Here is a 13692-nt window from a genome sequence, read left to right as displayed (position 1 = left end):
CATGGCCCACGTCGAAACCTCGCGCGCCGGCAATGCGCACGGCTCCACCAAGTCCTACCTGATCGGCTTCGTGCTGTGCGCGCTGCTGACCGTGGTGCCGTTCGCGCTGGTGATGAACCCGGTGCTGTCGCGGCCGCTCACGCTGTTCCTGCTGGTCGGCTTCGCGGTGGCGCAGATCCTGGTGCAGCTGGTCTATTTCCTGCACATGGACCGCAAGTCCGAAGGCGGCTGGAACCTGGCCAGCTTCGTGTTCACCCTGGTGATCCTGTTCATCGTCGTCGCACTGTCGGTCTGGATCATCTGGAGCATGCACTACCACATGATGATCAACTGACCGTGGCCGGGGTGATCGGCATGGACCGCGCGATCACCCCGGCACCTCCGTCCTCTTTCCCCCACGGGCAGGCCTGACCGAGACCCCGCCCGCGTCTGCGTTGGTGGTACCCGTGAAGCGTCCTGCTGCTGTTGTCCGTTCGTTGTTCTCTCCCCGATTCCGCCTGCCGCTGCTGGCAGGCCTGGCCATCGGCCTGCTGGCTGGCTGCAGCGCGCAGTCGCGCATGGATTTCTACTCCAAGGACATTGCCTGCGAAGAGCTCGGCCAGCACTGGTCGATGCCTGACAGCTACGGCGCCGTGCGCGGGCCCAAGGACCTGCAGGGGCAGGTGACCTATCTGTTCTTTGGCTTCACCAGCTGCCCGGACGTGTGCCCGACCACCATGGTCGAGCTCAGCCAGGTCAAGCACCTGATGGGCAAGGATGCCGACCAGCTGCAGGTAGTGTTCGTCAGTGTCGATCCCGCACGCGACACGCCCGAAGTCGCCCGCACCTATGTGGAAGCGTTCGACCCCAAGGCGGTCGCATTGGTCGGCAACGAAGCGCAACTGGCCGCGATGGCCAGCGACTTCAAGGCGTTCTACGAAAAGGAACCCGGCCCGGTGCCGGACACCTACACCATGAGCCATATCGCCGGCGGCTACGTGTTTGATCGCCAAGGCCGTCTGCGCCTGTTCGCACCGTACGGCATGCCGGTGGAGAAACTGTTCTCCGACGTGCAGCGCCTGCTGCTGGAGCCGGGCCATCCGGCCGCCGGCAACGGCCCGCTGGCCAGCTGCCACCTCAAGCAAAGCGACATGCTCGCCGCCCGGTAGGTGTCGACCTTGGTCGACACGCGGTGAATGAATCTGGTGGGTGCCGACCGTTGGTCGGCACACCCCCCACACCAATCCCCCGACCGGCCAGGAGAGCCAACCGGCCGGGGGCACCACTCAACGCCTTACTTGGTTTCTTCCCACTGCACCACGTCTGGCTCGGCCGCCTTGATGCCGGCGGTCGACAGCAGCTTGGTGGTCGCATCCAGTGCCGCGTTCACCGACGGATACTCCACAATCGCGCGGCCCGAGGCCTTGGATACCTTCACCACGGTGCCGCCGGTGGCGGTGGCCGCACGCTGCGCCGAAGCCGCATCGGTGAAGAACACCTTGACCCGCGAGGTCGCCACGACCGGCGCGCCATCGTTGGAGACAGCGGCCGCAAACTTGCTGGCACCGGCATCCGCACGTGCGGCCACACCGGTAGACGCATCCGTGGACCGCTTGCTGCGGGTGCCGACGGCCGCCGCGCTGGCATCAGCCCCGGTGGTGATCCTGAACTGGCCGCCGCTGGCCTGCTGCACGGTTGCCGACGGCGCCAGCTGGAAGCGCGAGCCGCCGACATTGAACGAACGGCCGGTGGCCTCCGCCTTCAACTGCTGCGTGTCTACGGTCGACAAGGTCTTCGCCGGAGGTGTCTGGCCCGAGCTCTGTGCCCAGGCGGTGGTGGTCATCGCCGCGAGGGCGAGGGTGCTCAACAGAATGGTCGTCTTCATCATCAGTGCCCCAGAACGCGGATCTTGAAGAATTCGAGGTTGCCACGCGATGCAGCGTTCGCGGCCTGCCCCAGGTCGGTGACTTCCAGCGTCCAGGTGCCCGTGGCGTTCTCATCCAGGAAGGCATTGCTGGACAGCAGGTCCCAGTTGGTGAAGTTGCGCTGGACGCCATTGAGGCCAGAGCCGATCGCGGTGAATGCCGGCTGCACCACGCTGCGGGTGCCACTGGGCGAGATCAGCACGAACTGCAGCTGGCGGGTGTTGCTGTGGTTGACGCGGAAGCCGAGCTGCACGCTCTCGATGTTGCGCGCACCGTTGGCCAGCTGGAAGGTCAGGCGCGCCGCGGCCGCCGAGGTATTGCCGATGGCCACGGTACGCGTCGTGTTGCGCCAGCCACTATCCACCAGTGCACCCAGCGGCTGGAAGTCCTCTGCGACCTGTACCGCGCGTGCCGCATTGACCACACCGAAACCGTACCAGTTGCTGTAGGCACGGCCGGCGGCATTCACCGTCCAGCCCGGCACCAGCACGCGGCCGTCGGAGTGGGTCACCGCTGCCCGGTTCGGATCGGTGCGGGTGGCGGTGGTGGCCAGGATGTACTTCACATCGCGGTAGGACAGGTTCGGGTTGGTCTCCAGCAGCAGTGCCGCCACGCCCGACACCATCGGCGTGGCCGCCGAGGTGCCGTTCATCTTGCCGGTGTAGTTGCAGGTGCTGTCGATGGCAGACTGGTCGCCGTCCAAGGTGTTGCGCAGGCTCGTGTTCTTGTTGCTGCCCTGCGCGCAGCCGGTGACATCGGTGGTGAGGATGGCCGGATCGTAGCGGATCGCCAGCTGCCCCGGCACGACCTGCCGCTGCCAACCATTCTCACCGCCGAAGCCGGACACCCACAGCGCCGAGCCGGTGGACGAGTAGGAAGAGCGCACGCCATCGGCGCGCACGGCGGCAACGGTGATCACGTTGAACAGGTTGTTACGCGGGTCGCGACCGGCCGGGATGCAACCCGTGTTGCGGTTCTTGGTGTCTGCCGAGCAGATGTCGGTGCCATCCGAGCGTGCACCGTTGTTGTGATTGTTGCCGGCGGCCTTCACGTAGATGCCACCGCGCCCGCCACGGGTGCCGGACATGGCCTGCTCATAGGCGGCGATGTCGTTCTGGCTATAGGCGAGCGGCAGGTTGGGGTTGCCCGGGCTGGAGCCCCAGCTGTTGTTGAAGACCCCCACGTCGGCCACTTCGGCGCCATCCCACCACGAGTACTCGATGTTGGAGTTCGAATTGCCCTGGGCATTGGAGGCCAGGAAATTGAAGCCCTTCAGGGTGGCCGCCGAGGCGACGCCGCGCACGCCCAGGTTGTTGGCACCTACTGCACCGGCGATGCCGCCGACCATGGTGCCGTGATTGTCGCGGTCCGGATTGGACGGTGAAGGGTTGTTGCTCTGGTTGGCGAAGTTCTTGCCGGCGACCGCCGCAACGTTGGCGGCCAGGTCCGGGTGTGCGATCTGCAGGCCGTCATCGACGATGGCGATGGTGACGCCCTGGCCACGGATGCCATTGCGGAACAGGCCATCCACGTTCAGATCGTTGCCAGCCACCGGCAGGGTATCGCCCAGTACGGTCTGTCCGGTGTTGAGCAGATGCCACTGACGCCCGGCCAGCGGATCGGCCTGCTGGGCCTGGGCGGTGACGGCCAGGCTGCCCAGCACCAGGGCAGTGGCAAGGGCCAGGCGCGCGGAGCGCGGTGGCGCGGAGCGTTGCGTGTGTCGCTTCATACACGAATCCTTCTGTTGTGAATCGGCATGGCAGGACGGCGGGGCGGAACTGCCCCATCGCAACGAGCCAAACGCGACACAACGAACAACCCCCTACCTCTTCACACTCCCAATCTGCAGATGTGCCGATTGCGTCACAAACACTTATGCCGTGGGGTAATGACGACTGCAGCGGCCCGCATCTGGTAGGTGCCCACCTTGGTTGGCACGCGTATCGACGCATGGCGTGGATCTACCCGGCATCATCGCGCGCCCTCACATCCGGCTGTGCTACTACAGCCCGTGCACCCTTCCGCATCGGAGCACGATGATGGTCAACCCTCTGGCCCAGGCCCATCGCGGCCTCGGCACCACGCTGTTCAGCCTGTTGAACCCGATACCCTTCGGCTTCTTCGTCGGCGCGCTGATCTTCGACGCGATCTACCTCAACAGCGCCGAGGTGATGTGGGGCAAGGCCGCCGCCTGGCTGATCACCTTCGGCCTGCTGATCGCCATCATTCCGCGCCTGATCAACCTGTTCGCGGTCTGGCGCCGCAACGGTACCGCCACGCGCATCGACCGCATCGACTTCTTCCTCAACCTGGTCGCGGTGGTGCTGGCCATCTGGAACGCCTTCGTGCACAGCCGCGATGCGTATGCCGTTGCCGTGCCGGGCACGATCCTGTCGGCGCTGACCGTGGCCCTGATCGCCCTGGGCCTGATCCTGCTGTCGTTGCAGCCGCCGGTGCTGCAGGGAGGCCGTCATGGCTAAGCACATCCTGCCCACCGTGGCCGCGCTGGCGCTGGCCGTGACCCTGTCGGCCTGTGCCGGCAAGGCCGAGTACCACCCCACCGACCAATCCGGTGCGAAGCCACCACTGCCGGCACCGAAGAACTTCCTGATGCCGCCGATGCAGGTGCCGCGCGGCGTGGGTTGGGCCGAGGGGCAGTCACCCACGGTGGCCGAAGGCCTGAAGATCGAACGCATCGCCGCCAACCTGCTGCATCCGCGGCGTCTGCTGACCCTGCCCAACGGCGATGTGCTGGTGGTGGAGGGCAATGGCCCCGGCGAAGAACCGGTCACCACGCCCAAGCAGTGGATCGCCGGCAAGGTCAAGGCGCGCTCGGGCAAGGCCGGCAAGGGCGGCAACCGGGTCACCCTGCTGCGCCGCACGCCGGGAACGAACACCTGGACCCAACACGTCTACATCGAAGGCCTGCATTCGCCGTTCGGCATCCAGCTGATCGGCGACACGCTGTACGTGGCCAACACCGGCAACATCGTGCAGTACCACTACGTGCCGGGTGAAACCCGCATGTCCGACAAGGGCCGTGAGTTCACCGACCTGCCCAGCACCATCAATCACCACTGGACCAAGGAACTGCTGGCCAGCCGCGATGGCAGCAAGCTGTACGTGGGCGTGGGCTCCAACAGCAACATCACCGAGAACGGCCTGGCCGTCGAGTACCGCCGCGCGGTGGTGCTGGAAGTGGACGTCGCCACCCGTGGCAGCCGCATCTTTGCGTCGGGCATCCGCAACCCGACCGGACTGGACTGGGAGCCGAGCACCGGGAAGCTGTGGGCGGTGGCAAACGAACGCGACGAGATCGGTGCCGACCTGGTGCCGGATTACCTCACCTCGGTGAAGGAAGATGGCTTCTACGGCTGGCCCTACAGCTACTACGGCCAGCACGTGGACGAGCGCGTGCAGCCGCAGCGGCCGGACCTGGTGGCGAAAGCCATCACGCCGGACTACGCCATCGGCTCGCACGTGGCGCCGCTGGGCCTGCTGTTCTACACCGGCCAGGCACTGCCGGCGCAGTTCCACGGCGGCGCCTTCATCGGCGAGCACGGCAGCTGGGATCGCTCACCATTGAGCGGCTACGAAGTGGTCTACGTACCGTTCAAGGACGGCAAGCCGACCGGGCGGCCGCAGACCGTGGTCAGCGGCTTCGCCTCCAAGGACGAGAAGACCTTGATGGGCGCACCGGTAGGCATGGCGATGGATGCCGAGGGCGCACTGCTGGTGGCCGACGACGTGGGCGACGTGGTGTGGCGGGTGTCTGCCAAGTAGCCTTGTAGAGTCGAGCTTGCTCGACTGCTTTGGATCTGGCCCTTGTAGAGTCGAGCCATGCTCGACTGCTTTTGCCAGCAGCAGTCGAGCATGGCTCGACTCTACAAAAAGCCATAAGCCGCCGAGCCTGGGCTCGGCTCTACATTTCCGAAGGCGCAGCGCGGAATCCACTGAACACCGATTCGGCAGCGAACCCCACGCCACCCAGCAGCACGCCGAAATACACCACCGTGGCCACAACAAAGCCGTACCCAGCGGCCACCGCCGCACCATCGCGCTGGATGAAGCCAATCGCAAACGACATCAGCGCCAGTGCCGGCAAGGTATTGCTGAACGGAATCGGCCCGGCCGGGGCCATCAGCAGCAGGGTCGCGAACACCAGCATCAGGTTGTTCAGGCGCATGATCTTCTTCGAGCGCACCATCACCGCCAGCCGCATCGGTCGCGACAGGCGCTCCATGCGGTGCACCCACTTCAGCGCACGGCCCAGGTTGGCCTTCAGCTTGTCGGTGGCGATCTCACGGCGCGCCAGCTTCTGCGGCACCCACAGCGGCCGGTTGCGTACGCGGCTCAGGCCGATCAGCAGGATCGAGGCACCAAACACCGTGCTCAGCCCCGGAATCGACACCGGAATGATGAAGATGGCCGAGAGCAGGATCACGATCAGCAGCAGGCCTTCGTCGCCCAGCGCACTGAGCAGGGTGCCGATACTGACCTGCTCACCGGGCAGCTCGTCGATCATCTGCTCGATCTGCTCGGCCAGGGGCGCGCTGTCGTTGGTTTCGGGGGCACGGTAGGTCATGCGTCGCAAGGTTCTCCAGGGAAGGGCGGTCAGCGGGCCGTCCTGCGGTGGGGGACGCACAGGCTCCCGCAGTATCCCGGCCAATGTGGGCAAAGAGGTGAACCGGGCATGAGGGGGTAAACTGGCGTGCCCCGCACGAGTTGAACGCAATGGACATGGGCCGCAGGCAATCGACCATCGAACTGGTCGCCATCGACATGGATGGCACCCTGCTGGACCCCGGCCACACCCTCACCGCGCGGGCCAAGCAGGCGATCGCACAGGCGCGCGCGCTGGGCGTGCACATCGTGCTGACCAGTGGCCGCCCGGTTCCGGGCCTGGCACCGTTCCTGCACGAGCTGGACATCGCCGGCGACGACGACTACTGCATCGCCTGCAATGGCGGCCTGGTGCAGCGCATCGGCACGCGCGAAACCGTGGTCGAGTACCCGCTCAGCTTCGACGACTTCCTGTTCTGCGAGCAGGTGGCCCGCGACCTGGGCGTGCACTTCCAGGCACTGGACAGCCAGCGCATGTACACGCCCAACCAGGACATCAGCTACTACACCGTGGCCGACTCGCATCTTTCGCGGATGCCGCTGTCGTACCGCCGCGTGGCCGACATGGACCCGTCCATGTCCTTCATCAAGCTGATGATGATCGACGCGCCCGACGTGCTGGATGCCGCCATCGCGCGCCTGCCCGCCGAGCTGACCGAGCGCTTCGCGGTGCTGAAGAGCGCACCGTTCTTCCTGGAAGTGTTCGACCACCGCGCCGGCAAGGGGCCGAGCCTGCAGAAGCTGGCCGAACACCTGGGCATCGACCGTGCCAACGTGATGGCCATCGGTGACCAGGAGAACGACCTGACCATGCTGCAGTACGCCGGTACCAGTGTGGCGATGGGCAATGCCATCGACGCGGTGAAGGCGGTGGCGCGGTTCGAGACCACCAGCAACGCCGACGAAGGCGTGGCGCGCGCGATCGAGCGTTTCGTCCTGCAGTAACCGCGCGTCCCTATGCCCTGGTGGGTGCCAACCATTGTTGGCACACGCACACCGTATGCGCCGACCAAGGTCGGCCTCTACCATGTCCCATCCGCCCTGGTAGGTGCCAACCTTGGTTGGCACACGCAGACGGCAAGCGCCGACCAAGGTCGGCCTCTACCGGGTCCCGTCCGCCTCGGTAGGTGCCAATCTTGGTTGGCACACGCGCACCGTATGCGCCGACCCAGGCTATACCCACGTATAACCCACCCATCCCCATCGCCATCCGCGCTGTACCACCGCGCAATGGCGAATGCGGCACTGCGATGCAAGAATTTCGCACGTCGAAATCACCCCATCGAATCCCACGGCAGATGATCGTCTTCGTCTGCTGACCGGCGCGCACTGCGCCGTCGCTCCCTCAACGCAATCGCATCGCCAGCCAGGGCGCCGACACCGGTGCTGCAACGCGCTGGGCGTGCGCCTGCGCCGCTCTCTCCCTGCACCTGGATCTGCCGATGAACACCCCACCCACGACGCGCCTCGCCTTGGCCATCATCACGGCCATCACCGCACCTGTGTACGCCGCCGAGACTCACGACGCAGCACATGACACCCCCACCACCTTGAACGCCCTGCAGGTCATCGCTACCCCGCGCGGCGCCGCCGTTGCGCCCACCCAGGTGGTCGGTCCCAACCGCTACATCATCAAGGCCGAAGACCTCGACGCGATGGTCACCGGCAACAATGGCCTGGCCATGCTCAAGCAGGTGCCGGGCGCCAGCTACACCGCCACCGATGGCCTTGGCCTGGATATCTCGGCCACCAGCCTGTTCGTGCGCGGCTTCCGCATGAACGAAATGGGCATCACCTTCGAAGGCGTGCCGCTGAACGACAACGGCTTCCTCTCGCTCACCGGTACCAGTGTGGTGAACGTGGGCGTGCCCGATGGCATCGGCGCGATCACGGTCAGCCCCGGTGGGGCACCGGTCAGCGTGTTCTCCAGCAGCGTCAACGGCGGCAGCCTGGAATATCGTCTGCGCGACCTGCAGGACACGCCCAGCCTGCGCGTGAAGCAGGGCGTGGGCAGCAACAACACGCTGGTCACCACCGTATCCGGGCAGAGCGGCCAGCTCGGCGAGCATGGCCCGAAAGTGCTGGTCGACCTGCAGCGGGTGTCGGCCGACAAGTACCAGGGCGAGGGCACGCAGAACTTCCTGCGCGGCGACCTGAAGCTGCAGCAGGACGTCGCCTGGGGCGACTTCACCGTGTTCCTGTCTGACAGCAAGGCCAAGGTCTGGGGCTACAACAACATCTCCTTCGACATGATCCGCAAGCTGGGCTGGAAGGCCGACATCTTCTATCCCGATTATGCGTGGGCGTGGTACGTGGCCTCGCCGGAGAATGCGGACAAGTCCTGCGGCGCCTACACCTGCGGTGAGCTGTCCGAACTGATCCCGTACGACACCGGCCAGATCACCCGCGACCGCGTGTCCTCGATCAACCACCGCTTCCAGATCACCCCGGCGCTGAGCGGCAACGTGCAGCTGTACAACGCCAACAGCCACACCCAGGCCACGCTGACCGACCCGACCGTGCCGTCGCCCAACGGTGCGCCGTTCTCCGAACAGGTGCAGACGCCGCGTGTGAATCGGCTGGGTGGCATGGTCAACCTGCAGTTCGAGACCGGCGCGCACACCTTCACTGCTGGCGTCTGGCAGGAGAAGAGCAAGGCCGCGGCCAAGACCGAGTGGTACCAGCAGCCGCTGCTGGGCGAGGGCCCGCCGCTGAAGGCCACCGGCCCGTTCGATGTGTACGGCCCCGCGTTCAAGACCGACAACGCATCGAGCTGGGTGACCCGCTCGCGCCAGTTCTACCTGCAGGACGACATCGTGTTGAACGACACGCTGAAGCTGGGTGTCGGCTTCAAGGCCGTGGACTTCCGCACCAGCGGCGGCGGCCTCGGCGATGCCAAGGACCGGCCGGTGAACGGCACGCTTCGCGCGAAGAGCAACTTCCTGCCGCATGTCTCCCTGTTCTGGAGCCCGACCGAATCCACCGATGCCTTCATCGACCTGGCCAACACCATGAACGGCTACCGCGTCGCTCAGCGCGGCAACATCGGCTACACCGCCTCGGCGTGGACCATCACCGACCAGGAAGAGTTCGACCGCGTGGCCGGCACCCTGCGCCCGGAGAAGAACTGGAACCTGACCGTGGGAGCGTCGCATCGCTTCGACCGGCTGACGATCACCGGCGACGTGTTCTACAACGACATCCGCAACCGCCTGCTGTCGGCCGCCATCGGTACGCAGTTCGCGCAGATCAACACGGTGCGGCTGATGCCGAAGATGCACGTGATCGGCGCTGACCTCGGCATCACCGCCGACCTGACCGACCACCTGCAGTTCTACCAGGGCGTGGCCGTGGCCCGTTCGTACTACGACAGCGATTTCGTGGTGGGCGACACGGTGTACCCGATCAAGGGCAACGCCCAGCCGGGCTATCCCCAGATCTCGCTGGTCAGCGACCTGTCGGCGCATTTCGGTGATTGGCGCTTCGGTGCCACCAGCACCTCCTACCTGCGCCAGCCCTTCACCTACGAGAACGACATCCGCGTGCCGACCTTCTGGCAGGTCAACACCTATGCCGCCTACCGCTTCGGTGCGGACAGCGCCGTGCCCGGCCTGGAGCTGCGGCTGGACGTGAGCAACCTGTTCAACCGCCACAACATCGGCACCGCCACCATCGCCGGCTCGTCGTTCTCGGGGGATTACCAGACCCTGCAGCGCAGCGCCCCCCGGCAGCTGATGTTCAGCACCTCGATGGCGTTCTAAGTAGATCCACGCCATGCGTGGATGCACCTGGCGGTCCCCAGGCAGGTGCCCAGATCCGCCCACAAACCCGCCTTGCGCAATCAACAGGGATTTTCTGGCGGCGACGCAAGGTTCCCACAATGTTGCTGGGTCATGCTGTCGGCATGGCTCAGTACAACCCGCGAACCCCGCTGTTCGGCATCCGGGGCCCAGGACGGCCCCGGCAGGCGCTGTCCGTGGCGCCTGTGATCGACCTGCAGGCCGAGTACCAGTTCTGGCACGTCTACGAGCGCGTGGTCCGTCCGTTGCCCGGTGGGGGGCTGCGGCTGGCCTGGCTGGTGTGCCAGAAGGTGTACCGGGACCGGTGGCGGCACCCGCACGACAGCGACGAGGCGGCGTTGTCGCGGGTGTTGTTCGGCGGGAACATGACGGCTGACCGGGCGTCGGAGCTGGCGGAGCTGCACGCGCTGGTCAGCCGTCGGGTGGCGTTGCTGGCGAAGCGGGGACGGTTGCATTCCGCAGCCTGATGCCTGCCCTTGGTGGGGGCGACTGTTAGTCGACCGCTCTTTGCATCTACTTCACAGAAGGCCGCGCTTCGCGCGTGAGTCGACCAACGGTCGACTCAACCAACGACCACTCCGAACGGTGCTCCTAGGGCTTCCCCCGATCCAACTGCCGGTAACCGATCGCCTCAGCCAGATGCGCCGTCTGGATCGTTTCACAACCCGCCAGATCAGCAATCGTGCGCGCCACCCGCAGAATCCGGTGCATCGCCCGCGCAGAAAGCTGCAGACGCTCAATCGCCTGCTCCAACAGATCCTGATCGGCCTCGCTCAGCTTCGTGCACGCCCGCAGCGCCGCCGGTGGCAGATGGGCATTGAGCCCGCCACGCGCCTGCTGCCGGGCGTGCGCGGCTTCCACCCGTGCGCGTACCGATGCACTGGGCTCACCCAGCGGCGTGCTCTCGCGCAGCTCCACCGCATCCATGCGCGTCACGCCGATATGCAGGTCGATGCGGTCCAGCAGCGGGCCGGATACCCGCGCGCGATAGCGGTTGATGCGCTCGTCACTGCACAGGCAGCGGTTGCTGCGGTCACCGGCCCAGCCACACGGGCAAGGGTTCATCCAGATGTTTTGTGAGGAATAGTGCTTGGGAAAAAAGATAAGGTGCGGCAAATTAGCTCTGCTCACCACGGTAGCTCACATTGCATGGCAACTAGAAAGAAGAAGAGTGTCGGCGAGGTCCAAACGGGCCCGGACGGACTTTGGATCACGGTAAGGGCGATCGGTCGGGCGCATGGAGTAGCGTCGATTGACTTCACATTTCTTCGGAGTTGGATCGGACCTCGCGGTCAAGCCGCATTTGTCGATGCAATTGTCAAGCTATCAAGGCGCTACGTCGCGGCCCAGAACACGTACTCGGTTCGCTGCGTCCTTCAGTTCTGGCAGGCCCTCGGTGCAAGAAGGGGGTGGTCGGCTCCAAGTCGTCGAATGAGTTCCGCTGCCTTGGTCGCGCAATTGTCTGATCTTCGGGGTGAGTTCTACGCGGCCAGAGCGGCGGTTGGAGTCGCGCTAACTACGATCACGAATCAGTGGACCAGCTTTGTTCGATTCATCCCCTGTCTTGTTCAGACCGGTGCAATCAACTTCGTCGAATCGAAATTGGCTGCCATCTCCGCTCCGCCTCGCGCGCTCATCATTGCGGATAGGGAGCATGCTGCAAACTCACCAGTGTGCCTGAACAACGCCCCAAAGACTTTGAATTCGGCACAGAACTCATACAACGACAATCTCTTCGAGTCGATCTCAATCGTTGATGGAAGTGCAGAGTACCTAGATCGCTATCAGGAAAAACTTGGGAAGGCAGTAAACACGATTCTCCGCTGCGCAGTGAAGGACTTCGAGGAGTTCGTGGCTCAACGAGAGAGAGGCTTGGCTGAAATTAGCCGTTTCGATGTAGGTTCACTACATGAGCTTAAGGCGCATCGCCGAGGCGGATTCTCCCGAGAGAACTGGGGGCACCTGCTGAATCAAGAGCGATATGAGAAGGGTCTCAGGATTGCCTTGGGGATATGCGTCTTTGATATGGGCGGGATTCCTAGGCAGCGACGCAAATTCGATGTGAAGTCGAGCAAGGCATCCATCTTAGATGGGTCTAGCAGAATCTGGGACTTCGTTTCTTCGTTCGGAAAGAACGAGCTCCTGCCATACCTTGGCATCATGAGTAGCAAGCAGGCGGCGGTCTGCATACTGATCCTACTCATTGAACACCCGATTCTTAACCCGGTGGCGTTGTACAGGGCCAGGATAGAAAGGGATCGTCATGGTGGAACCTACATCTCCTCCGATGGTCTTGTCGGAAAAGGGGGTATTCGCTTTAGCGTGGAGAAGCTGCGTGCGGGTGAGGAGAAGAGTGTGGAGCTTTCGCCTCTTGCCCAGCGAGTTCTTGTGAAGGTCTTCGAGTGGACCGAGCCCGTACGTACTCGGATGATCCAGGAAGGGAGAAGGAAGGATGCAAACCATCTTTGGATTGGCATCAGTAGCCTCGACTACCGTTTGAAAGCCTTCTCGGAGAAAGCGTTCCTGAATGCACTTGGTGCATCTGAAGCTTGGCGCAGTGTCAGGGGAGCCGGCATGGTCACCCGGGCAACGAACTTCGGGGAGCGCCATGCCGAGCTCGCTCCATGGAGAGAGAAGCTCACCTACAAGAATCTACGAATGAACTCCGGAGTGCTAAAGTTCCTTGAGGCAGATGGTGATCTTGTCGTAGCGGCGAGGATATTTGGCCACCGATCGGTCAAGACGACCTTGGGGCACTACGTCCCAAATGCCCTTCGCATCGCCTTGTTTGAGAGGCAGGTTAGGCGGCACCAGAACAGACTGATCGTTCAAGCATTTTCTGATCACGAGCGGCTTCTTGAAGTGTCGGATTTCTCGACGGTTGAGGACCTCCACCTGTTCCTCTCGGGTAGCGCGGACGAGGCTGCTGAAGCTCAGGTTCCCCGCCGTGTGTACAAGGCCGCTTCTCCTGGCGCGGGACTGATCCTCTGTAAGGATCCTGATGCGCTGGCGGTTGCAATGCTCTACCGGGATCGCTTGGAAAGCGCCAGTGCGACCTTCCTGGATCGACCTGATCTCCGGACCGGAGTTGCCCCGCGATTCTGGAGAGACTTTGTGGATGCGCTGACTGCGCCATTGCCCCCGGCATTGATTGAGATCACTGATCTTGTCGAGTGTGCATTGGCTAGAAAGACTGTCATCATTTCTCGCATTCGGCTGCCGGAGATCCGGTGATGGCTCAACTTCCCTCGGAGGTCCTGTCCTTCTTCAGTCGGACCCAAACCGGTTTGAGCCCATTAGTGCGTCCGTGGTGGCTGAAATCCGCGGTCCACGAATCTGTATGGAGAGTTGAGACGGGAAAGAGA

The 13692-nt window shown here is 64.1% G+C and carries 11 protein-coding genes and 1 pseudogene; 8 read left to right on the top strand and 4 right to left on the bottom strand.

The features are described from left to right. Window position 1 precedes the first annotated feature (1 nt). Window positions 2-334 (top strand): cytochrome o ubiquinol oxidase subunit IV, encoded by a 333-nt coding sequence (cyoD, locus tag N7573_RS04220; protein ID WP_006399830.1) that lies wholly within the window; start codon window positions 2-4, stop codon window positions 332-334. A 142-nt stretch (window positions 335-476) separates the two neighbouring features. Continuing rightward, window positions 477-1148 carry an SCO family protein gene (locus N7573_RS04215; protein WP_345781972.1) on the top strand — a complete coding sequence of 224 codons (672 nt, stop codon included), beginning with the start codon at window positions 477-479 and terminating at the stop codon, window positions 1146-1148. 125 nt (window positions 1149-1273) lie between these two features. On the opposite strand, the gene N7573_RS04210 is transcribed toward N7573_RS04215, so the two are convergent. Beyond that, window positions 1274-1867: a hypothetical protein gene (locus N7573_RS04210; protein WP_006399785.1), complete on the bottom strand. Its 594-nt coding sequence runs from the start codon at window positions 1865-1867 to the stop codon at window positions 1274-1276. Further along, window positions 1867-3633 (bottom strand): S8 family serine peptidase, encoded by a 1767-nt coding sequence (locus N7573_RS04205; RefSeq protein WP_134950807.1) that lies wholly within the window; start codon window positions 3631-3633, stop codon window positions 1867-1869. Before N7573_RS04205 ends, N7573_RS04210 begins: the two co-directional genes overlap by 1 nt. A 310-nt stretch (window positions 3634-3943) precedes the next feature. Between N7573_RS04205 and N7573_RS04200 the strand changes: the two genes are divergently transcribed. Together N7573_RS04200 and N7573_RS04195 are read left to right on the top strand one after the other, a co-directional pair. Beyond that, a complete protein-coding gene (locus N7573_RS04200) occupies window positions 3944-4384 on the top strand; it encodes a DUF2231 domain-containing protein (protein ID WP_049400823.1) in 441 nt (146 codons plus the stop codon). After that, the gene (locus tag N7573_RS04195; protein ID WP_279911961.1) at window positions 4377-5687 is read left to right on the top strand and encodes a sorbosone dehydrogenase family protein; all 1311 of its coding nucleotides are present in this window, start codon (window positions 4377-4379) and stop codon (window positions 5685-5687) included. The genes N7573_RS04200 and N7573_RS04195 overlap by 8 nt, the downstream gene beginning before the upstream one ends. A 139-nt stretch (window positions 5688-5826) precedes the next feature. On the opposite strand, the gene N7573_RS04190 is transcribed toward N7573_RS04195, so the two are convergent. Continuing rightward, complete coding sequence (locus N7573_RS04190) at window positions 5827-6489, bottom strand: exopolysaccharide biosynthesis protein (RefSeq protein WP_279911962.1); 663 nt, start codon at window positions 6487-6489, stop codon at window positions 5827-5829. A gap of 149 nt (window positions 6490-6638) precedes the next feature. Here N7573_RS04190 and yidA point away from each other — a divergent pair, with 149 nt between their 5' ends. The 3 genes from yidA to N7573_RS04175 all read left to right on the top strand — a co-directional run bounded on the left by yidA (window position 6639) and on the right by N7573_RS04175 (window position 10794). After that, window positions 6639-7472: a sugar-phosphatase gene (gene yidA / locus N7573_RS04185; RefSeq protein ID WP_279911963.1), complete on the top strand. Its 834-nt coding sequence runs from the start codon at window positions 6639-6641 to the stop codon at window positions 7470-7472. 497 nt (window positions 7473-7969) lie between these two features. Further along, window positions 7970-10288 carry a TonB-dependent receptor gene (locus tag N7573_RS04180; RefSeq protein ID WP_279911964.1) on the top strand — a complete coding sequence of 773 codons (2319 nt, stop codon included), beginning with the start codon at window positions 7970-7972 and terminating at the stop codon, window positions 10286-10288. Window positions 10289-10407: 119 nt separating this feature from the next. Further along, window positions 10408-10794 carry a hypothetical protein gene (locus tag N7573_RS04175; RefSeq protein WP_279911965.1) on the top strand — a complete coding sequence of 129 codons (387 nt, stop codon included), beginning with the start codon at window positions 10408-10410 and terminating at the stop codon, window positions 10792-10794. Window positions 10795-10918: 124 nt separating this feature from the next. On the opposite strand, the pseudogene N7573_RS04170 reads toward N7573_RS04175, so the two are convergent. Further along, window positions 10919-11392, bottom strand: a pseudogene (locus N7573_RS04170) (ATP-binding protein); the annotation flags it as partial. Window positions 11393-11758: 366 nt separating this feature from the next. Here N7573_RS04170 and N7573_RS04165 point away from each other — a divergent pair. After that, the gene (locus N7573_RS04165; RefSeq protein WP_143048170.1) at window positions 11759-13561 is read left to right on the top strand and encodes a hypothetical protein; all 1803 of its coding nucleotides are present in this window, start codon (window positions 11759-11761) and stop codon (window positions 13559-13561) included. Window positions 13562-13692: the final 131 nt, after the last annotated feature.

The sequence above is a fragment of the Stenotrophomonas sp. GD04054 genome, from assembly GCF_029836955.1.
GTDB classification, from domain to species: domain Bacteria; phylum Pseudomonadota; class Gammaproteobacteria; order Xanthomonadales; family Xanthomonadaceae; genus Stenotrophomonas; species Stenotrophomonas maltophilia_A.
This window is presented reverse-complemented; position numbering and strand designations above follow the sequence as displayed.